Here is a 19,037-nt window from a genome sequence, read left to right as displayed (position 1 = left end):
GCGAATGAGAAATATGACCAACGATGAAATACGCCTCGACGTCGCGGGATTAACGGAGCGCTTGCGCCAAATCCGTATTGAGGAGGGGCTCCCGCCGGACCCGCCAGAGCGAGAGGATTTCGTAGAGATTCCGCTATCGCTCGCGTTGGTTGAGCGCCTGCAGCCGTTTCGGGCGATTGCGGTCAGATACGCGTCGATCCTTGCGGCCGGCCAAGTTGCGAGGATTGATATGGACAAACTCGCCGAATACGCGGAAATGGCGCGCGTACTGAATCGCTCGGTCGGTTTCTTCTGCAGTCTTCATGCGCTCGGGGCTAACGGAGTCCTTGCGGCTATGAAGCGCATAAACGCGCTGATTGACGCGGGAAGATCAGACGAAATTAATACGAATAAGGAAATGCGCGGAGTTCATTATTGTATCGAGTGTATGACGAAGGACGAGGGGCTCCGCCACGACCTTTTTGACCAACACGGCAAATACGATATGGACGCGCGGAAAGAAGCCGAGCACCTATTATCCAATCCGGACGCGCTGCGGGCTGCGGTTGATGCAGCGAAGAGGAAACTAGAGGAGGACGATATTGATGAGCAAACAACGGAAAGCGCTTGAAGCGCAATTAACGCCGCAACAACGGAAGGCTGCGGAGCTTTTGGTCGCGAACGAATGGGGCGAGTTGCTCGGCGATGACGGCAAGAAAAAGACCATGCAGGAACTAGCGGACGAAATCGGAATCGCGCGCAGTACGCTTTTTGAGTGGAAATCGCAGGAGCATTTTGCGGCATACGTGAACTATCTGGCCGAGCGCAACCTTGACGCTATGCGATCGGAGGTTTACGTTCAGCTCATGCGCGCGATCCGTGGCGGAGCGAACGGGATTCCTTCCGTTAAAGCGCTCGACCTGTTTATGCGCCGCTACGGGTTGCTTACCGACCGGACCGTCGTCGAGGATATGCGCGATACGGTCGAGGCGCGCCGTAAGACAGACGAGGAGATTCGCGCGGAGATCGAGGAACTGGACGCGATGGTTAACGGTAAATAATCGGAAGAGTCCGGAACGTTTGCGCCTGTGTTCGCGTGTAACCATGCGGATTACAGGCGTTTTTATTTCGGATTTATTCGGACTAGGTGCGGATTTCCTGCTGCGCGCTCCCGGCGCGTGCCCGCTCGCAAAATCGGGGGTCGGGCGGTAATTTTGCGCCGGTCATGGGTGCATATTCTATGCATACCGTATGCATAAACGGTATACGAACGGTGAATGACCGCAATGTATAAATTCCCAGCGGAAACACCGAAAAACCGCGTGGTTGTGCGGTTTGTACTGGAAATGTATATGCAATGCATAAAGCGTGTTTATGCACGAATCCACAAACGCAGTAGTGGCGCGGGTTCTCGGGCGAGACATGTGCATAAAAGCCGTGTTTTGTGAACATGTCTTTGCATAACGATGTATATCGTATTCAGTACGATTATTTAACGATTCATTGCGTTAAAGCGCCAGACCCCCAAGGCCCCCTCCGCCGGCGGCCAAATCTGGACCCCGCACAAGACGCATAGCAAAATGAACTCGGGAGGTAATAAATGGTAAATATTACGCGGGATACTGGCGGAAGGGAGGGGCGGTACGATAAAATAAGCGCAGGCTCAACGGAGTTATTCCGCAAGCCTGCGCATTTTTGCGTTTATCTCTTTATCTTTCTGCTACGCTCTAACTTCCCCACAACCGCGTTCATGGGCGAAAATTCTTCGTGGTTTTTCTTCACGTTTTTATCCGAAAGGTGCGTATAGTGAGCCGTCATCCGCCCGTCTGCGTGCCCGAGGATGGCTTGTAAATGTCGCTGCGATCCGCCCTCCTCAAGGTAAAGCGTTGCCCCGGAGTGACGCAGCAAGTGCGGGTATGTGCGCTTATCTATTCCGGCCTTGTCCGCGTATTTTTTTATTTGGTGGCGGAAGTGGTTCGGCGTGAGTTTTTCCCCATAATTGCTTAAAAAGATGTACTCATTATCGAACTCGTCTGTTTCGCGCATCAACTCTTGCAGCAGTTTCGCAGTCCTTTTCGTTATGGGGACGATACGCGACTTTCGTGATTTCGTTACGTCTCGGCGCAGAAACACGCAACAGGACGACAGGTCTACGTCTTCGCGGCGGAGAGTCAAAGCTTCGTCAACCCTCAACATCCCGTCAATAAGAAGGTTTAGCACTACAAAATCGCGAAAACCGCTATATTTCCGTTGGTTTGGCGCGTCGAGCAGCCGCTTCAATTCCTCTGCGGCCAGAACCTTAATATCGCGCCCGATGTCTTGGACGTTTTTTAAGTACGCGAAAGGGTTCGAATCGATAACCCCCTCCTCGTGCAAAAATTTAAACATCGTTTTTAAGTTTTTAATGCGAGTGTTGATCGATTTTGGCTCCAACCCGATGGTGCGCACGTACTCCGGCACGTTGCAGTTGTCGCTAAACTTAACCTTTTCGTCGCGGAGCCAAATAACATACTCGCGCCCGAGCTCAACGTTAATATTTCGGATGTCTCGCGCAATGCCGCGCAGGTCCAGGTACTCGCAAAAATACTTATAGTTCTCCGCATACGTTTTAAGCGTGTTGGCTGCGCGCCCCTCCGACTTTTTTGCTTGATAGTAGTATTCGAACAAATAGTCGAGGGAGTAGCGCAACCGGTCCGAGGTTCGGTCGTTTTTAACCGCGCGGCCCTTACGCTTATTTTCGCTCAAATCAAAAAGCCCCTTTCCGATAGATTACGGAAAGAAGCCGAATTGTTGCGCGTATATCACCGTTAATTTATAGCAGATATCCGTATATGTCAACGGACAGTCAACGCCTACAGTCACCGCATAATTAACGTAAAAATTACGTAATTCTAGCGGAATCGCTGCCAGCGATGCGCTCTCCCAGCTGAGCTATGGCCCCGTGAGCGACTATTTTATTATATAAAAGTGAGTGCTGGGTGTCAAGCTATTTTTAAAAAAAATATTCTATGAAAATTAAAGCGAGCTGGATTGTGCGAATCGTTTTTTGTCGGACGATGATCAATATGTTACGTTATATTGTCAATATCGCGTTGTGGACGGCAAGATCGCCGAGCATCGCGGACGGCTCGATAGGATAACGATGCGGCACCAAATTTGGGGCAAAGGGCAGTGGCCTGAATTGTTTTGTATTCTCGCAAAAAAAATCCGGCAATGATTAGCCGGAAGCAAAAGGTGAAAAAGATCAGTTCTCTCTCAACCGAATCGCCGTAATTCTGGCGGCGGGCACGATTACGCGCTGCCCAAGCTCGTCGCTCAGGTCCAGGGAATCGCTTTGCACGGAGATTAAAATTCCGCGCAGGGCCGAGTTTGACGTTTCGATCGAAATGTTTTGGCCCACCGATTGCGACAGTTTTTGCTGCGTGCCGGGATCGGGAAAAGAGGCGGCGGCGATGCTTTCCTCCAGCCGCTCGACGCGGCCGGTCAGCAGTTCCAACTGCGCCTGAAGCCTGCGAATCCGTCTGCGCAGCGGGCCGTTAAGAAAGAAGCGAAGAAGGCTCATTAGGTGTCACCTCCTCTATCAAATATGGTCTCTATCAAAAGAGACAATATATAGTATGTTGATAGATTCATAGCGTGCGGGTGCTCGTCTTTCCTGCGGATAGCGGTTATGTTATATTTTGTACAGATACCGAATTTGAGCATAGGGAGAGACGTTTAAAGATGATAAAGCATATCGTTTTGTTTAAATTAAAAGACGCGTCGCCGCAAAGCGTGGAGCGTACGGCCGCGGTGCTGCGCGGATTGGAAGGCAAGGTGGAACAGCTGCGGGGGCTTGAGGTCGGCATTGACGTGGTCCGCTCCCAGCGTTCCTATGACATCGCGCTGATCGCCACCTTCGATTCGCTGGAGGATCTGGAAGGATATCAGGTTCATCCGGAGCATAAAAAAGTAATTGAACATATAACCCAGGTCCGGGAAAGCCAAGTGGCCGTCGATTTTGAATTTTAGCGTCTCCACAGGGGAACCGAACCGTTCGTCTATACAAAAACAGTCGCTACGGCTGAAGGAGGGATCGCCGTGTATTACGTAAACCGGGAACAAATCGAACGCAGGCTGGAACTTTTGCCGGAACTGACCAAGGTGTTGCGGGGGGCGGCCAAGGCGCCGCAGCCTTCTTTGCTGGAGCGTTACGCGGAGGAACGCGCCCTGCACTTGGCGGTGGAAATCGTCACCGACGTCGGCAGCTACTTGATCGACGGCTTTATTATGCGCGACGCCAGCAGCTATGAGGACATCGTGGACATCATTTTTGACGAGAAGGTGATCGATTCCGGACAGCATGCGGTGTTAACGGAATTGGTACGCCTCCGAAAACCGCTGGTACAGGATTATTATGCCTGGGACCGTTCGCAGGTTCGCGGGCTGGCGGACCGGCTTCCCGGCGTTCTCGCCGCTTTTGCGGATAGCGTACGGGACTATTTGACCCGTGAGGACATTACTTCCTGAAGCAAACGGGCTAATCATTGACAAGCCGGCAAAAATTGAGACTCGTCCGGTGTGACCAATTTGGGCGCAGCTGCTTATATATAAATTAACTATATAGGCATTCGCCCTGATCCATGGTTGACCGGAAGTCCGTAAAGCGGCTCCGCGCCGCCCCCGTGTGGGCAGGGAGATGCCGGCAAGGGAGAGATGAGCCGTGAGCAAAGGAAACAAAGGTTGGTTGTGGGGGGCCGCTGTCGGCACGATCGTCGGTTCGGTGGCCGCGCTGTTGTTCGCTCCGAAACCCGGACGCGAGCTGCGCAAGGATATCGCGGACGGGGCCCGGCAGGTCGGCGAGAAGACGCAGGAGATCGCCGGCAAGGTGACGGAGCAGAGCGCTGCCTTGGTCGGCAAAATTAAAGACAAAGCCGAAGGAATCATCGGCGAAATTCAAGCGCGCCGTGCCGGCCATGTTCCGGAAGAGGAAGAAGCGCAGACGGCACAAGCGTCGGGATTTGCGGACGATACCGCAGGCGAAGCGGAAAAGGTCGCGTTACTGGCTGGCGCCGCGCCTAAAGAAGAATCCTAATCCAGCGAAGAGGACCCCCATTTGCGGGTCTTTTTCTATGTCCGGGGCACGGCTTATTCCTTGTTCCGCCCTCTAAATTGAGTTAATATTTAGGTACGCTTTGTGCGCCAATTTCATAAAGTAACGGGAGAGAAGTAAACTACACATGAAGGATGCGGTATGTTCGTGCAGCAAGCCATCGCTATACTAGACTCGGGAGTGGGAGGCCTCACCGTCTGCAAGGAAGTGATGCGGCAGCTTCCCAGAGAGAAAATTATTTACTTCGGAGATACGGCCAGAGCTCCCTACGGTCCCCGTTCTCCCGAAGAAGTCCGCTTGTTTACCGAGCAAATCGTCGATTATCTCATTCAGTTCGATCCGAAAATGATCGTCATCGCCTGTAACACGGCAACGGCGGCTGCGCTGGATTATATTAAGGCGAAGGTTAAAATTCCTGTTATCGGCGTGATTCATCCCGGTTCCAGGGCAGCCATCAGCGCCACCAAAACGGGGAAAGTCGGGGTCATCGGCACGATCGGCACCATTTGCAGCGGCGCTTACGACAAGGCCCTCCGCGAACTCAACCCGCAAATCGAGATCGTCAGCGAAGCTTGTCCCGACTTTGTCCCCCTTGTTGAGCGAGGGCTCTATGAAAATCCGGAGGCCTTGTACGTCGTCCAGGACTCGCTGCGGGATATGAAGGAACATCCGATCGATTGCCTGATTCTGGGCTGCACTCATTATCCTTTTTTAAAACGGCCGATTCAGCAAGTCATGGGTCCCAAAGTCAAACTGATCAGTTCGGCGGATGAAACGGCCAGGGAAATCAGCACGGTTTTGCATCAAAGAGGCTGCTTGGCGCACAGGGACGAAATTCCGGTGCATCAGTTTTTCTGCAGCGGCGATCCGGGGATCTTTCGCAAAATCGCCCGGCAATGGCTGGGGGAGCAGATCGAGCTGACGCCCATCGTGTGGCAGGTGTTCAGCGCAATCTGATCATGCCTTGAAACCTTTGGCGGGATGTTCTCCCGGCCAAAGGTTTTTTTCAAAACTGTCTAAGAAAAGAGGTGGGCCATGCAATTCATAGCGATGATCACAATGTTGATCGACCATGTCGGGCTGCTGTTTTTTCCCGGAGAAATGCTGTGGCGGATCATCGGGCGAATCGCGTTCCCCCTTTATGCCTACGCGCTGGTACAGGGGCACGTCTACACTTCAAATTACCGGAAATATGCTTGCCGTTTGTTTATCATCGCCGTTTTGTCGCAAATCCCCTATCAGCTCGCTTTCGACACCAACGGCCTGAACGTCGTCGCCACGTTATTCGTCTCTTCTCTGATACTCAGGCTGCTGGATTCGGTCAAACCGGGGATTGTATCCGCTCTCACGATCGCGGCGGCCTGCGTCATTATGGAGGTTCTGCCGTTCGACTACGGCGCCTACGGACTGCTTCTCGTGCTGATTTTCAAGTATGCGGGCCAGGGCAGGATGGTCGTGATGCATCTGCTCCTGAACTTGGCCTATCTTTTCGCCTACGGCTGGGTGATTCAACTGGCCAGCATCGTTCCGACCCTGGTGATTGCGTACGGGCCCGGGCTGTGGAGAAGATTGGAGTCCTGGACGCTGCCGCGCTGGGTATGGCGGGCTTTTTATCCGGCGCATCTGGCTGTTTTGGCGGTGGTGGTGTATATTTTAAGGATATAACGGAAAAAACCGAACAGCACGGGGGAGGAGGCTCCCCCGTGCCCGCGTTAATAAACGGCGGCCGGTTCGTGCCGGGAAACGGCCGCCGCGTTCATTCGCTCGTATTTGGCTTGATCTTGAATCAAAACAATCCGGAGAAGGCCAAGCAACTGTCGCAGGTTACGACATCCGCCGGTTTATCGAAGTCACCCGAGCTATAAATTTTGCGCCGGGAAGGTTCCGGATGCTGAAATCAACGATTTGGGATAAACTATATAGTAGGAAATAAGGATTCAAAGAGGAGGGGGAAGTCATATGAGATGGACGAAAATGTTATCGCTTCGGCATTGGTCCCATATTTTTCGCCGTACTCTGCCGCTCCTGACCTCCGGGAACGTGCCGTTCACCGACAAACTGCTGCTGGTCGCGCCGGCACTGTTGTATTGGTTTCTGCCGGACGTGCTGCCGTTTATCCCGATCGACGATATGGCCGTGACGATGCTGTTGATGAATTGGTTCGTCACCCGGGCCGAACGGAAATATCCGGGAGTTTAGCTATGGCCTCGCCCGGCGTACGCCGGGGGGCTTTTTTCGGTTAAGTCTTCCCGGCGGTGTTGCTGGGAGATTATCGGTGCTGTGGCAACCGTTAGAATAATTTCGTGTTTAGAAATGTATCTTGTTAGATCAGATTTGATGAACTGATGGTGCAAGGCGGATTTATAGCAGACAGTTTGCAGCGGGCAATTTTTAGTAGACAGCCTTGCTTGTTTAGCTGGGTTTCTTTACAATAGGAATGTTGGATGTCTACCCATTAACTTGATATAGGAGCGATCGTATGAACGTGAAAATTACCCGCAACGCGGCGAAAGTGATAAAAAAAGAATTGGAAAAGGAAGAAAACCAAGGCCTGGTGCTTAAAGTATTCATCACCCACTCGCATGGCGATCACGCCCACTATGGCCTGGATCTGGTGAAACCGGACGAGAAGGGACAAATCGTAAAAACGGACAAGGAGATCGACGTGCTCGTGGAAGGTACCGATCCGCTGCTTGACGGCGTGAAGATCGATTACTTGTATTTTCCGGAGGAAGGCTTCGTCATCACCAACCCGTCCAAAGGCAATCACGGAAATCATTAATTATTCGGTTCAGTTCGGTTTATGTGTTAAGTTCGCCATTTTAGAATTCCCAAAATGGGACGATTCTCGCACTCGAGATTCCCGTTTTGGGAATTTTTTTGCACCCGGTTGATTGCGCGCCGGTAGGGCAGCCGTGCGAAATGTTCCTGTTGGCGCGGAAAACTCAAAAATTTCTGCCCGCCGTGGCATGTTGGCACGGAAATTGCTTGTTATAAAGGTGAACCGCTTGTTGTTAGATTTTAAAATGCATCATTTTTCGGCCGAGCAGAAGCGTTCAATAATCGCGTAAGAAAAGCTGCCGCTAAATTGCGGTTTGTTTCCCTTTAATTTTCGTCGTACAGAAGCTTTTCTTGTGGGGAAGACGCGGCCGGGGAAGGGAGGGGGGCTGTGAATCCGGGGACGGCTGGGCCCGGTATGACAAGCGGTATTGTCCAAACGAAGCGAACCGGGAGGGGATTGTTTTGAGCGGGAAGGCATTAAATATTCCGAATGAACTTGTGATAGAGATGTATACAAAAATGCAGCGGATCCGCAAGTTTGAAGAAACGGCGGGGGCGTTTTTTTCCGAAGGGAAGATACCGGGATTCGTGCACTTGTATATCGGCGAGGAAGCGATAGCCGTAGGGGCCTGCGCAAATTTAAGAGACGACGATTTCATTACGAGCACGCATCGCGGCCATGGGCATATCGTTGCCAAAGGCGGCAATCTGAAGCTAATGATGGCGGAGCTGTTCGGCAGAGAAACCGGATACTGCAAAGGCAAAGGCGGCTCGATGCATATTGCGGATGCGGAGCTTGGCATTCTGGGGGCGAACGGCATCGTCGGGGCAGGCCACAATATTGCGGTTGGCGCGGGCTGGAGCGCGCAGTACAGGGGGACTGACCAGGTTAGCGTTTGCTTTTTTGGAGACGCTTCCACGAATATCGGTTCATTTCATGAGGCGCTGAATCTGGCCAGCGTGTGGAAGCTGCCGGTTATCTTCGTGTGCGAAAACAATCTTTACGGCATCTCGGTTAGCCAGGAAAGGCATCAGGCGATTAAGGATATCTCGCTGCGCGCGGCGGGGTACAACATTCCTGCCGTAACCGCAGACGGCAACGATGTCTTCGCGGTGTATGAGCATGTGAAAGCGGCCGTTGAAAGGGCAAGATCCGGCCTGGGCCCCAGCTTGCTGGAATTTAAAACCTACCGTCACCGGGGCCATTTTGAAGGGGACCCGGCCGCATACAGACCGGCGGAAGAGGTCGAGGAGTGGCTTAAGAGAGATCCGATTCCGAAGCTGGAACGATACCTGCTGGACCAAAAAATAGCCGATGCGCAAGGATTGGAAAAAATCCGCTCGGAAGTGGATGCCGAACTTCAGGAGGCGCTCGATTTTGCCTCCGGCAGCCAGGTGCCGGCGATCGGGACATCGGTTGAGAATATTTACTCTGACTTGATCGAGGAGGCGCGCGTACGATGAAAAAAATGACTTATGGCGAAGGAATCCGGGAAGCACTGCGCATCAAAATGCTGGAAGACCCGAACGTCGTGCTGCTGGGAGAAGATGTAGGGCCGTACGGCGGCACGTTTGGCGTGACCAAAGGGCTGTGGGAGGAATTCGGCGAGAAGCGGGTCCGCGACACCCCGATCTCCGAAGGCATCATTGTCGGTGCGTCGGTCGGGGCGGCCGCGACGGGACTGCGCCCTGTTCCCGAGCTGATGTTCATGGACTTTCTGGCGTTCGGGATGGACAGTCTGGTCAATCAGGCGGCCAAGATGAGATATATGTTCGGCGGCAAAATCTCCGTCCCGATGGTCCTGCGCCTGCCGACGGGCGGCGGGATGAACGCGGGCGCGCAGCATTCCCAATCGCTTGAAGCCTGGGTGACCCATATCCCCGGCCTGAAAGTGGTGTTTCCATCCAATGCGGAGGATGCCTGGGGGTTGATGCTGACCGCGATCGAAGACAATAACCCGGTCTGTTATTTGGAGAGCAAGGCGTTGTATGCGCGCAAGAGCGAGGTGCCGGACCATGTCGCCCCGATTCCTTTCGGAGTGGCCAAAGTAAAACGGGAAGGCCGCGATGTTTCGGTGATCACTTACGGAAAGCAGGTCCACGATGCGTTGACGGCGGCGGAGCAGCTTGCGCGGGAGGGGATCGAAGCCGAGGTGATCGACTTAAGATCGCTGTATCCGCTCGATAAGGATATGATCCGCGCTACTGTAGCCAAGACCCACCGGGCGGTCGTCGTTACGGAAGAAGTGAAGCGGGGCGGATATGGCGGGGAGCTTTCCGCGATGATTTCCGAGGAAATGTTCGATGAGCTTGATGCCCCGGTGGTAAGGATAGGCGCGCTGAATACCCCGGTTCCGTATGCTCCCGATCTGGAAACGGTTGTGCTTCCGAATGCCGCGGACATCGTCAACGGAGTCAAAAGCATGGGGTTGAACAAAGCGATCCTGTAGAACGAGCTCAAACATGGAGGGACGAAAATGGCCGAAATTATCGTGATGCCCAAGCTGGGACTGACCATGACGGAAGGAAACCTGTCCAACTGGCGCAAAGCGGAGGGAGACCGCATCGAGCAGGGGGACATCCTGTTCGACGTGGAGACCGACAAATTGTCCAATGAAATCGAGGCAAAAGTAAGCGGAGTGCTGCGAAAAATCCTCGTTCGCGACGGCGAGGTCGAAGTGCTTCGTCCGGTCGCGATCGTCGGTACGGAGGATGAGGATATTTCCGCATTGTTGGCCGAAGCCGGCGGCAGCGTACCGCAAGCCGGGACCGGCGAGCTGAACCGGCCGGAAGGGGCGGAGGCGGGGGACGCCCCGCTCTCTGATGCGGTCGAAGCGGCGGCGGTGGAAGGCAGAATCAAAGCTTCGCCGCTCGCCAAAAAAACGGCGGCCGAACTTGGCGCGGATCTGACGCGTATTCCGGGAACCGGTCCGGGAGGACGGATCACCGCAGCGGACGTTCAGCGGTTTACGTCGGTTTTAACAGGCGAAAAGAAGGCGAAGGCATCGCCTGCCGCCGTAAAAACCGCTGCCGCTTTAGGCGTGGATATCTCCGGCATCCAGAAAGATGGGAGAATTATGAAGTCCGATGTGCAGGCCCACTTCGCCAAGGCAAACGCCCAACCGGGCGATGCCGGTTCGGAGCCGGCAGAAATGACGCGCCGCGTGCCGATGAACGCCATGCGGAAAGTCATCGCCAAGCGAATGCGGGAAAGCCAGGAGATTTCGCCTGCGGTTACCTACAATCTGAAGGTGGATACGACGAATTTGGGGCTGCTCCGGGAGCAATTGAAAGACAGCTGCAAAGTAACTTACACCGATCTGCTGGTAAAAATCGCCGCGAAAGCGCTGATCGAACATCCGTTGTTAAACTGCTCCATAGAAAATGATGAATTGGTGCTAAGAAGCTATGCCAATATCGGCGTTGCCGTCGGGCTGGAGGACGGCTTGGTCGTACCGGTCATCAAAAACGCCGACCGCAAAGGCCTGCGGGAAATCGCGGAGGAAGCGCGGGCACTGGTTGGCAAAGCGAGAAATAACGGGCTTGCTTCAAGCGATATGTCGGGCGGCACGTTTACGATTACCAACTTGGGGATGTACGGGATGGAATCATTTACTCCGATCATTAATCAGCCCGAAGTGGCGATTCTGGGCGTTAACGCGATCCTTGAGACGCCGGTGGCCGTCAACGGCCAAGTCGCCGTGAAGCCGCTGATGAACCTGAGCCTCACCGCCGACCACAGAGCGGTGGACGGCGCGGTGGCGGCCGCTTTTATGCAAAAGTTGAAACAGTATGTCGAAACGCCGGCACTGCTTCTACTATAAACGGGGGGAGAAAAAATGAAGATCGTGGTGCTAGGAGGCGGTCCCGGCGGCTACGTAGCGGCGATCCGGGCGGCACAGCTTGGCGCGGACGTAACGCTGGTGGAGAGAAAAGCGCTCGGAGGGACCTGCCTGAATGTCGGCTGCATCCCGACCAAGGTGCTGCTGCACACGGCGGAGCTTTACGCGCAGCTCAAACGGGACGGAAAAGAACTCGGGCTGGAGGCGGGGGACATTTCGTTCAATTGGCCGCAGCTTCAAAAAAGAAAGGATCACATGATCAAACTGAACGCAGGGGGCATCGACGCTCTGCTGAAAAAGCACAGAATCGCCAAAGTGATGGGCAGCGCAACCTTTACCGGCGAGCATGAGCTGCAGGTGACAGCGGCGGATGGAAGCAAGCAAACGAGGCATTTTGACCGGGCGATTATCGCCACCGGCTCCGAGCCGGCGCAAATTCCGATTCCGGGCGCGGATTTGGACGGGGTGATCACCAGCGATGAGGCGCTTTCCCTGCCCGAAGTGCCGGGCAGGCTGTGCATCATTGGCGGCGGGGTGATCGGCTGCGAATTCGCCAGCGTATACAGCAGCCTCGGGTGCCGGGTGACGATCGTCGAAATGTTGCCCGAACTGATCGCGGCCATGGATCAGGATGCGGTAAGCTGCCTGAAGAAGCAGTTTGCCAAAGAGGGAATACAAATCCATACAGAGACAAGAGTGGAGAGTATCGAGAAAACGGGCGGAGGATTGGTCGTAAGTACGGCGTCGTCCGCAGGCAGCCGCACGATTGAGGCCGACAAGGTGCTGATTTCGACCGGGCGGAGGCCGGTTACCGACGGATTGGGGCTGGAGCGCATCGGAGTCGATGCGGACAGAAACGGAATCAAGGTTAACCGGCGCATGCAGACGAACCTTGCGCACATCTATGCGATCGGCGATTGCACCGGTGGAGTCATGCTCGCGCATGTCGCCTCCGCCGAGGGGATGATTGCCGCAGAAGCGATCATGGGCGCGCCTGCGGACATCGATTTCCGCACGATCCCGTATTGCGTCTACACGAGACCGGAGCTGGCCTCGGTAGGGATGACGGAGAAATCGGCCAGGGAGCGGGGGTATGAAGTGAGAACGGGGGTATTTCCGCTGCAGGTCAACGCGAAATCGATGATTATGGGCGAAACGAACGGGCTAATCAAGGTTGTCGCCGACGCCGCTACGGATGAAATCCTCGGGCTTCATATCGCCGGCCCCAGGGCAACGGATTTGATCGCGGAAGGTGCGCTGGCCATCCGGCTGGAAGCGACGCTGGACGAAATCGTCACGACGATCCACGCTCATCCCACCGTGGCCGAGTCGCTTCCGGAAGCGGCTCACGCAGCCCATCACCGGGCGATTCACCTGTACGGATAAAAAACAATCGAAGCCGGCGGACCCGGCAGCTCCACTAAATCGCCTGGGTAAGATGAATGTTTCATATTTTATTCATCTTATTCAGGCTTCTTGCCGATACAAACGAATTATAATAAGAGTAAGCGAATTTGTAAGCGCATTCAATAATATTTTTACAATCAGGTGAGCGTATGAAAATTGCTATGGAAATGAAACAGACAACGTCGCTTTCCCCGCAAATGAGGCAAGCGGTGCAAATTTTGCAGATGGGTTCACAGGAGCTTGAGGAATACGCCTTGCGGCTCGCCGCCGAGAATCCGCTTATCGAGGTGACCACATTCGCGGATCGTCTAAGCCGCAGGAACAGGAACGATACCGGCATGCATTTTCCGGATGTAGAAGCAATGGCCGCTCCCGGCGAAGAAAGCCTGCACGATGTTTTGATGGGCCAGTTGAATCTGCTGACCCTATCCAAACGGGAATATCGGACAGCCCGCTACTTGATCGGCTGCCTGGACGGGAACGGTTACCTTGAGATTGCTCCGGAGGAGGCGGCGAAAGCGTTGGGCACGGATACGGATAGCGTGCTCCGCGCTCTTCGCCTCGTGCAGTCTTTGGAGCCGGCCGGCGTCGGCGCGGCGGATTTGCAGGAGTGTCTTTTGCTGCAACTGGAGCATAGAGAGGAGATGACACCGCTGCTGAAAGAACTCATTGAGCGGCACTTCGAACAGCTCTGCAAACAACGCTTTGATGCGATTTCCAAACGATTGGGCGTTCCCAAGCGCGCGATTGTTGAAGCGTACCGGGTGCTTCGTTCGTTGAACCCCCGTCCCGGCGGCGGTTTCGAAAGCGGGCAAAAAACCGTATATATTGTGCCTGACGTCCTGGTTGCCGCTAAGCACGGGGGCTTCGACATCAAGCTGAACGACGCCGTTTGCCCCGAAATAGCGATTCAGCCTTCGTACCGGAATTTGCTGGAGCAAAATCTCGACGACGGTACCCGGCAGTATATGGCGCGAAAACTGGAGCAGGCAAGATGGACCATGAGCTGCATCGCGGCTCGCCGGCGGACCTTGTTTCGCGTAACGGAAGCGATAGTGGAGTGGCAGGAAGCCTTTTTTCGAAAAGGGCCGAAGCATATGGCGCCGATGGTGCTGAAGGATATTGCCGGCCGGCTGGGCCTGCACGAATCTACGGTAAGCCGGGCGACCAAACATAAGTATGTCCGCTGCGATTGGGGAACTTATGAACTGAAGCGGCTTTTCGCGCCTTCGCTGAACCGGAGCGCATCTTTGCGGTTGGGCGGGGATGCTGCGAAGCGGATGATTCGTGATATTATCGATCGTGAAAATAAGAACAAAACCTGGAGCGACCGTGAAATCGCCGAATTGCTGCTTAGCGAGGGGATTCGCATATCCCGCAGAACCGTGGCCAAATACCGGGAGAGCATGAATATCGCCAGCGCGGCCGATCGAAAGCAGCGCCTGATCTAAAAGAAACAAACCGGACGCGAGGAGTGATTGTCGTTTGCTGATCAGCTATGAAAAGTCGATCGAAAATTGGGAGCAGTTCACGAAATATGGTACCATAACGGCGGATACAAGGATGGAGATTGCCGAATCGTGGATTCGCTGCAGCGAGGCCGGCGTCGATCCTTTGCACGGCAGAGGAGAGCAAGTCTCTTCCGCAGAACTTTCCGTTCGCTTAAACGACCGGAAGCAATTAATCGCCGTGGCCAGGCCGGTAATGAACAGCATTTTTCAAATTATTAAAAGCACGGTATACGGCATTGTCTTAACCGACCAAGACGGAGTTATTTTGGAGACGGTGCATCATGAGACGATCGAGCCGGAATGCGCGAAAGTGAATTTTTTTCAAGGAGCCCGCTGGGATGAGCGAAGCGTGGGCACCAACGCGGTCGGAACGGCGCTGGCGACGGGCCGCCCGATCCAGGTGCTCGGGGGAGAGCATTACTGCACTTCCCATCATCCGTGGACCTGTTCGGCCGCACCGATCCGCGACAGCAGGGGAAATATCATCGGCTGTCTCGATTTGTCGGGAAAAGTGGAGGACGTTCACATTCATACGTTCGGGATCGTGGTCTCCGCCGTGATCAGCATCCAGGAGCAGCTCAATGTGATGGAGACGAACGGACTGATGGATACCGTGTTTAATTCAATGATGGATGGGCTGCTCCTGATCGATACGGAATACCGCATTCAGCGAATCAACAGCCGGCTTGCCTCGATCTTCAGGCTGGACGCGAACGAGATCTATCGGCTGAACGTGAGGGAAATGCTGAACGCGCGGGATATCGAGAACGTGGTTTTTCGCGGAAAACAGCATCTGAGTTACGCGGACTGCACCATCAAGGCCGGAGATCAGCGGGTTGACTGCATGGTCAACATTTTTCCTTACGAATTTAATAACCGGGTCCTGGGCGCTGCCATTTTGATCAGGGAAGCGGGACAGGTGCGCAAGGCGGTCAATCAAATTGCCGGTTTTAAAGCCAACTACAGCTTTGAAGATATTGTAACGCGCCATCCGGCGATGCTTGAAACGATTGCTTTTGCCAAAAAAATCGCCAGAACGGACTGCACCGTCCTGATTGAAGGAGAAAGCGGAACCGGCAAGGAGTTGTTCGCGCAATCGATCCATCAGGCCAGCAGCCGGGCAAACGGACCGTTTATCGCGATCAATTGCGCCGCACTCCCCAAAGAACTGGTAGAAAGCGAGCTGTTCGGCTACGAGAAGGGCTCTTTTACAGGCGCGTTGCGCGAAGGCAGTCCGGGAAAATTCGAACTCGCACACGGAGGGACGCTCTTTTTGGACGAAGTCGGCGAGCTGTCATTGGAAATCCAAGCCAAGCTGCTTCGGGTGCTGGATAATCACAAGGTCAGGAGAATCGGGGGACGGCATGAGCGGACGCTGGACGTCAGGGTCATCGCCGCGACGAACAGGGACTTGGAGGAAGAGGTGGCGCTCAATTCATACCGGAGCGATTTGTATTATCGCTTGAATGTGATCAACATAAAACTGTTGCCCTTGCGGGAACGGCAGGAGGATACAGCGGAGCTGGCCAAGATGTTTTTGCACGCATGCAACCGGGAGAACCCGGGGCCGCCGAAGAAGTTCAGCGCTTCCTTCCTGGGGGCGCTGCAGCGGCAGGAGTGGAAAGGAAACGTGCGGGAGCTGCAAAATATCGTCAAAAGGGCGTATTATGTAAGCGAAGCAGAGATCATCGACGAATCCCATTTGCCGGAGGGCATGCGGATAAGCCGGCATGACGGCGGCGCAGCGCTCCCGCAGCACGGAATGAAAAGCCTGCGGGACAGGGAAAGGGAGGACATTGTGCAGGCGTTGCAAGCCTGTGGCGGCAATGCGGTGTCCGCGGCGAAACTTTTGAATATCGGCAAGTCCACCATCTACAGAAAAATCGGCGAATACGGAATCAGAGGCCGGTGGAATGGATAATCAGCGGGTTTAGTGCTATAATCAACTATTGGATATTAGCAGAGTAGACAAAAAAGAAGGGAAACAGCATGGCTAACGATATTCGGATTTGCGATAAATGCAATCATATCCGTATGAAGACGATTGTACCGAAATTGCAAAAGCTGGCGCCGGACGCCGAAATCAAAGTCGGCTGCAAATCGTATTGCGGTCCTTGCGGCAAAAGAGCGTTCGTATATATTAACGGCCGGTACATCAGCGCGCCGACGGAAGAGGAAGTGCTGGCCAAAGCCGCTCCGTTCGTGAAAAAACCGAAACTTTAGAAGGCAGCCGGTATAGAGCTGCCTGGAAATTGGGCCGGAAGACGCGGCCCAGGGATGGCCGCCGGGGTTTGTGCTCCGGCGGTTTTTTAGAGCTGGCTCAACTGAGCTAACTGGGTCAACTGCGTTAATTACGCCAAGTGCGCCAAGTGCGCCAAGTGCGCCAAGTGCGCTAAGTGCAAAAGTGCATGCGATTTTCGTCGAAATTCCTCGAAACGGGTGGTTCAACTGCAAAAATGCAGTTCCATTTTTAGTCAAAACACTCTTTTTTATCAAACAGCCCCTAAAGAGATGCACTTTGCATTTGGCAGGTCTTATCAGGGAGTATTGGCCTCAATCGCCTGCACTTTTGCATTTCATGAAATGACGTAACATTCTCCAATTGTCGCATTGTCCTCATATCGTTACATTACCTCAAATTGTAGCACCGAGCGCAACACCACGCGCTGGGAGCTGTGCGCGGACCTCAAGCGCGAGCGTTTCCTGTCACCTTACGCGAATCATATCTTTCCTCCGGTACACACTGTAGATGAGTCCGATGGCCGCCAATTGCGCTAGCAGCCCGCTTCCTCCGTAGCTTAACAGAGGAAACAATACGTCGGAGATCGGCAAAATCCCGAGCGACATCCCGATGCTCCAGGCGAATTGAACGGCGAATAAGGCTCCGAGACCGGTAATGAGCATTTTTCCGTAGGATTCTTTTATGGCCAAGCCGGCTTTGATCAAATGGAAAATAAAAAACAGGACGCTGAGCAAAACGAAGGCCCCGAACAACCAACCTAAACTGTAAACAAGATATGTAAATATGGTATCCGAATGAATGGAGGGCAACCAGTCCATTTGCAAACCGAAGCCGTGCCCCCGCCATCCGGCCGAACGAATAGCCTCATCGATTTTCGTATAAGTGTATCCGTAACCGTCGGGGTCCCGATAGCGCCATAAAAAGCCGATTAGCCGATTCTGGCCATACCCGCTAAGCAGCGCCGGCAAAAGAAAAATCGCCGTAACAAGGGACAAGTGCGCCATCACCCAGCGCCGTCCATACCCGGAAAAAACCAACATCAAGGCGAAGGTAACGGCGTAAAGCATCAGGCTCGCGATGGACGGGATCGATGCAAACAGCAGCAGCGGGATGATGCCGAAAACAACGATCTGCCGTAAAGCGGTCCGGCCGTTTTCATATCCCCGGGAAAGAACGCCTGCCGCCGCGATGGTAAAGAGATAGGGGCAGAAAACATTGAAATTCAAACTCAGCCCAAGCGCCCCGATAACCCAAAAACTTGCACCGTTGACCTGTTGGCCCAGTAAATGGGCCAACAGCAAAATCACGATCGCTGTTCCGTAAATCGCCCACGAATAACTGCGGAGACCTCGATAATGAATCCGGCTTAACGCGAACAAAACCGTCAATCCTACCGCCATATAAAAAGCTTGTCTGACAAGCAGATCATAGTCCGACATCCTTCCGCTACCGGCAGCATAACTAAGCTGCACGGCATACATAGCCAGCAGCGCAATCCCCAGCAGCAGCGTCAAGACGGACAGCATGGCCCATGGGACGCGCGGCTTGTGCACCCGGTTTAACCCCCGCGCGACCGCATCCGTATCTCCCATCTGGGCGATGGCCTGCCGGGCGGCCGCCTCGTCGTCCAAGCCTTGGGCGCGCAGGGATTCCCACAGCTCGTCCAAATGGCCGGCTATCTCCTCGCTTATTTCTTGGCGCAGCTCTCGCGCCTTTACTTGCCTGCTTACCTGTTTCGTGTACTCTTGCAAAAGCGGATGCAAATTTCTCATGCCGGTCCCTCCCCTAGCACCCGGTCCACGGCACCCCGGAACAGTTGCCATTCCCGTTTCTTTTCCTGAAGCTGCCGTCTGCCGCTATCCGTGATCCGGTAATACTTGCGTTTTCGCCCTTCGGCTTCCTCCCAATAGGACTCCAGCCAGCGCTCCGTCTCCATGCCGTGGAGAATCGGGTAAAGCGTACCCTCCTTCAAGGCAAATGTGCCTTCCGACATACGCTCCAGCTCTTTGATCAACTGGTAGCCGTATAAGTCCTGCTTGTCCAGCAGCGTAAGGATCAGCATGCCTGTGCTTCCTTTAAGCAGTTCTTTATTTACTTTCAACTTTGGCGCCCCCTTCCCAATTCATACCAACCATTATACATAGAATTAATATGCATCGCAAATCTATGTATACACAAATGCC

General features: G+C 54.0%; 21 protein-coding genes. 17 read left to right on the top strand and 4 right to left on the bottom strand.

Annotated elements, in window-relative coordinates; genetic code table 11:
- Positions 1-4 precede the first annotated feature (4 nt).
- A complete protein-coding gene (locus NYE74_RS25530) occupies positions 5-610 on the top strand; it encodes a hypothetical protein (RefSeq protein ID WP_341005260.1) in 606 nt (201 codons plus the stop codon).
- Positions 585-1,040, top strand: a complete 456-nt coding sequence (locus NYE74_RS25525) for a phBC6A51 family helix-turn-helix protein (RefSeq protein ID WP_341005259.1) — start codon at positions 585-587, stop codon at positions 1,038-1,040. The genes NYE74_RS25530 and NYE74_RS25525 overlap by 26 nt, the downstream gene beginning before the upstream one ends.
- Positions 1,041-1,680: 640 nt before the next feature.
- Here the strand turns inward: NYE74_RS25525 and NYE74_RS25520 are convergent.
- Together NYE74_RS25520 and NYE74_RS25515 are read right to left on the bottom strand one after the other, a co-directional pair.
- Positions 1,681-2,724, bottom strand: coding sequence for a tyrosine-type recombinase/integrase (locus NYE74_RS25520; protein ID WP_341005258.1), 1,044 nt, complete (start codon positions 2,722-2,724; stop codon positions 1,681-1,683).
- A 499-nt stretch (positions 2,725-3,223) separates the two neighbouring features.
- Positions 3,224-3,541: a DUF2642 domain-containing protein gene (locus NYE74_RS25515; protein ID WP_036624339.1), complete on the bottom strand. Its 318-nt coding sequence runs from the start codon at positions 3,539-3,541 to the stop codon at positions 3,224-3,226.
- A gap of 161 nt (positions 3,542-3,702) precedes the next feature.
- Between NYE74_RS25515 and NYE74_RS25510 the strand changes: the two genes are divergently transcribed.
- The 15 genes from NYE74_RS25510 to NYE74_RS25440 all read left to right on the top strand — a co-directional run bounded on the left by NYE74_RS25510 (position 3,703) and on the right by NYE74_RS25440 (position 16,835).
- Positions 3,703-3,990 carry a Dabb family protein gene (locus NYE74_RS25510; protein WP_124331624.1) on the top strand — a complete coding sequence of 96 codons (288 nt, stop codon included), beginning with the start codon at positions 3,703-3,705 and terminating at the stop codon, positions 3,988-3,990.
- A gap of 69 nt (positions 3,991-4,059) precedes the next feature.
- Positions 4,060-4,488 carry a DUF86 domain-containing protein gene (locus NYE74_RS25505; protein WP_213509897.1) on the top strand — a complete coding sequence of 143 codons (429 nt, stop codon included), beginning with the start codon at positions 4,060-4,062 and terminating at the stop codon, positions 4,486-4,488.
- A gap of 193 nt (positions 4,489-4,681) precedes the next feature.
- Positions 4,682-5,053, top strand: a complete 372-nt coding sequence (locus tag NYE74_RS25500) for a YtxH domain-containing protein (RefSeq protein WP_124331622.1) — start codon at positions 4,682-4,684, stop codon at positions 5,051-5,053.
- Between the two features lie 159 nt (positions 5,054-5,212).
- Positions 5,213-6,028, top strand: a complete 816-nt coding sequence (gene racE / locus NYE74_RS25495) for a glutamate racemase (RefSeq protein ID WP_155621068.1) — start codon at positions 5,213-5,215, stop codon at positions 6,026-6,028.
- Positions 6,029-6,106: 78 nt separating this feature from the next.
- The gene (locus NYE74_RS25490) at positions 6,107-6,736 is read left to right on the top strand and encodes a TraX family protein (RefSeq protein ID WP_124331621.1); all 630 of its coding nucleotides are present in this window, start codon (positions 6,107-6,109) and stop codon (positions 6,734-6,736) included.
- A 38-nt stretch (positions 6,737-6,774) separates the two neighbouring features.
- Positions 6,775-6,936 (top strand): hypothetical protein, encoded by a 162-nt coding sequence (locus NYE74_RS25485; protein ID WP_164815245.1) that lies wholly within the window; start codon positions 6,775-6,777, stop codon positions 6,934-6,936.
- Positions 6,937-7,030: 94 nt separating this feature from the next.
- The gene (locus tag NYE74_RS25480) at positions 7,031-7,270 is read left to right on the top strand and encodes a hypothetical protein (RefSeq protein WP_036624333.1); all 240 of its coding nucleotides are present in this window, start codon (positions 7,031-7,033) and stop codon (positions 7,268-7,270) included.
- 280 nt (positions 7,271-7,550) lie between these two features.
- Positions 7,551-7,853 (top strand): iron-sulfur cluster assembly accessory protein, encoded by a 303-nt coding sequence (locus NYE74_RS25475; RefSeq protein WP_341005257.1) that lies wholly within the window; start codon positions 7,551-7,553, stop codon positions 7,851-7,853.
- 350 nt (positions 7,854-8,203) lie between these two features.
- A complete protein-coding gene (locus NYE74_RS25470) occupies positions 8,204-9,316 on the top strand; it encodes a thiamine pyrophosphate-dependent dehydrogenase E1 component subunit alpha (protein ID WP_240534165.1) in 1,113 nt (370 codons plus the stop codon).
- Positions 9,313-10,302 carry an alpha-ketoacid dehydrogenase subunit beta gene (locus NYE74_RS25465; protein WP_036624330.1) on the top strand — a complete coding sequence of 330 codons (990 nt, stop codon included), beginning with the start codon at positions 9,313-9,315 and terminating at the stop codon, positions 10,300-10,302. Before NYE74_RS25470 ends, NYE74_RS25465 begins: the two co-directional genes overlap by 4 nt.
- 27 nt (positions 10,303-10,329) lie before the next feature.
- Entirely contained in the window at positions 10,330-11,676 is a 1,347-nt protein-coding gene (locus tag NYE74_RS25460; protein WP_036624329.1) for a 2-oxo acid dehydrogenase subunit E2, read from the top strand.
- Between the two features lie 15 nt (positions 11,677-11,691).
- Positions 11,692-13,080, top strand: coding sequence for a dihydrolipoyl dehydrogenase (gene lpdA, locus NYE74_RS25455; RefSeq protein WP_036624326.1), 1,389 nt, complete (start codon positions 11,692-11,694; stop codon positions 13,078-13,080).
- Positions 13,081-13,250: 170 nt separating this feature from the next.
- The gene (gene rpoN / locus NYE74_RS25450; RefSeq protein ID WP_213509899.1) at positions 13,251-14,552 is read left to right on the top strand and encodes an RNA polymerase factor sigma-54; all 1,302 of its coding nucleotides are present in this window, start codon (positions 13,251-13,253) and stop codon (positions 14,550-14,552) included.
- 34 nt (positions 14,553-14,586) lie between these two features.
- Positions 14,587-16,533: a sigma-54-dependent Fis family transcriptional regulator gene (locus NYE74_RS25445; RefSeq protein WP_051985592.1), complete on the top strand. Its 1,947-nt coding sequence runs from the start codon at positions 14,587-14,589 to the stop codon at positions 16,531-16,533.
- Positions 16,534-16,601: 68 nt separating this feature from the next.
- The gene (locus tag NYE74_RS25440; RefSeq protein ID WP_036624322.1) at positions 16,602-16,835 is read left to right on the top strand and encodes a DUF1450 domain-containing protein; all 234 of its coding nucleotides are present in this window, start codon (positions 16,602-16,604) and stop codon (positions 16,833-16,835) included.
- Positions 16,836-17,318: 483 nt separating this feature from the next.
- Here the strand turns inward: NYE74_RS25440 and NYE74_RS25435 are convergent, their stop codons facing one another.
- Both NYE74_RS25435 and NYE74_RS25430 read right to left on the bottom strand, forming a co-directional pair.
- Entirely contained in the window at positions 17,319-18,626 is a 1,308-nt protein-coding gene (locus tag NYE74_RS25435; protein WP_170179965.1) for an FtsW/RodA/SpoVE family cell cycle protein, read from the bottom strand.
- Positions 18,623-18,955, bottom strand: a complete 333-nt coding sequence (locus NYE74_RS25430; RefSeq protein WP_170179964.1) for a PadR family transcriptional regulator — start codon at positions 18,953-18,955, stop codon at positions 18,623-18,625. Before NYE74_RS25430 ends, NYE74_RS25435 begins: the two co-directional genes overlap by 4 nt.
- Positions 18,956-19,037 lie beyond the last annotated feature (82 nt).

Source organism: Paenibacillus sp. FSL P4-0127 (assembly GCF_038007325.1).
Lineage (GTDB): Bacteria > Bacillota > Bacilli > Paenibacillales > Paenibacillaceae > Fontibacillus > Fontibacillus macerans.
The sequence above is the reverse complement of the archived record's forward strand: the minus strand, read 5'-3'. Positions and strand labels throughout refer to the sequence as shown.